The sequence below is a fragment of the Microtetraspora sp. AC03309 genome, from assembly GCF_020826795.1.
GTDB classification, from domain to species: Bacteria; Actinomycetota; Actinomycetes; order Streptosporangiales; family Streptosporangiaceae; genus Microtetraspora; species Microtetraspora glauca.
Window position 1 is genome coordinate 1 of record NZ_JADDIL010000388.1, and the last position, 579, is coordinate 579.

1 pseudogene is annotated in these 579 nt (G+C 66.7%); it reads left to right on the forward strand.

The annotated features are described in order from the left end of the window. A pseudogene (locus tag IMZ11_RS43475) lies at positions 1-579 on the forward strand (DNA-directed RNA polymerase subunit beta); the annotation flags it as partial.

The window sequence follows — 579 nt, forward strand, 5'->3', positions numbered from 1 at the left end:
ATGAACGACGACGGCACGCGCACCACCTACCGCGTCGCGAAGTTCAAGCGCTCCAACCAGGGCACCTGCTTCAACCAGAAGCCCATCGTCGTCGAGGGCGACCGCGTGGAAGTCGGTCAGGTCATCGCCGACGGTCCCTGCACCGACACCGGTGAGATGGCGCTCGGCAAGAACCTGCTGGTGGCGTTCATGCCGTGGGAGGGCCACAACTACGAGGACGCGATCATCCTGTCCCAGCGTCTGGTGCAGGACGACGTGCTCTCCTCGATCCACATCGAGGAGCACGAGGTCGACGCCCGTGACACCAAGCTCGGCCCCGAGGAGATCACCCGGGACATCCCGAACGTCTCCGAAGAGGTCCTCGCGGACCTCGACGAGCGCGGCATCATCCGCATCGGCGCCGAGGTCACGACCGGTGACATCCTGGTCGGCAAGGTCACCCCGAAGGGCGAGACCGAGCTGACGCCGGAGGAGCGGCTGCTGCGCGCGATCTTCGGTGAGAAGGCCCGCGAGGTGCGTGACACCTCGCTGAAGGTGCCGCACGGCGAGTCCGGCAAGGTCATCGGCGTCCGCGTGTTC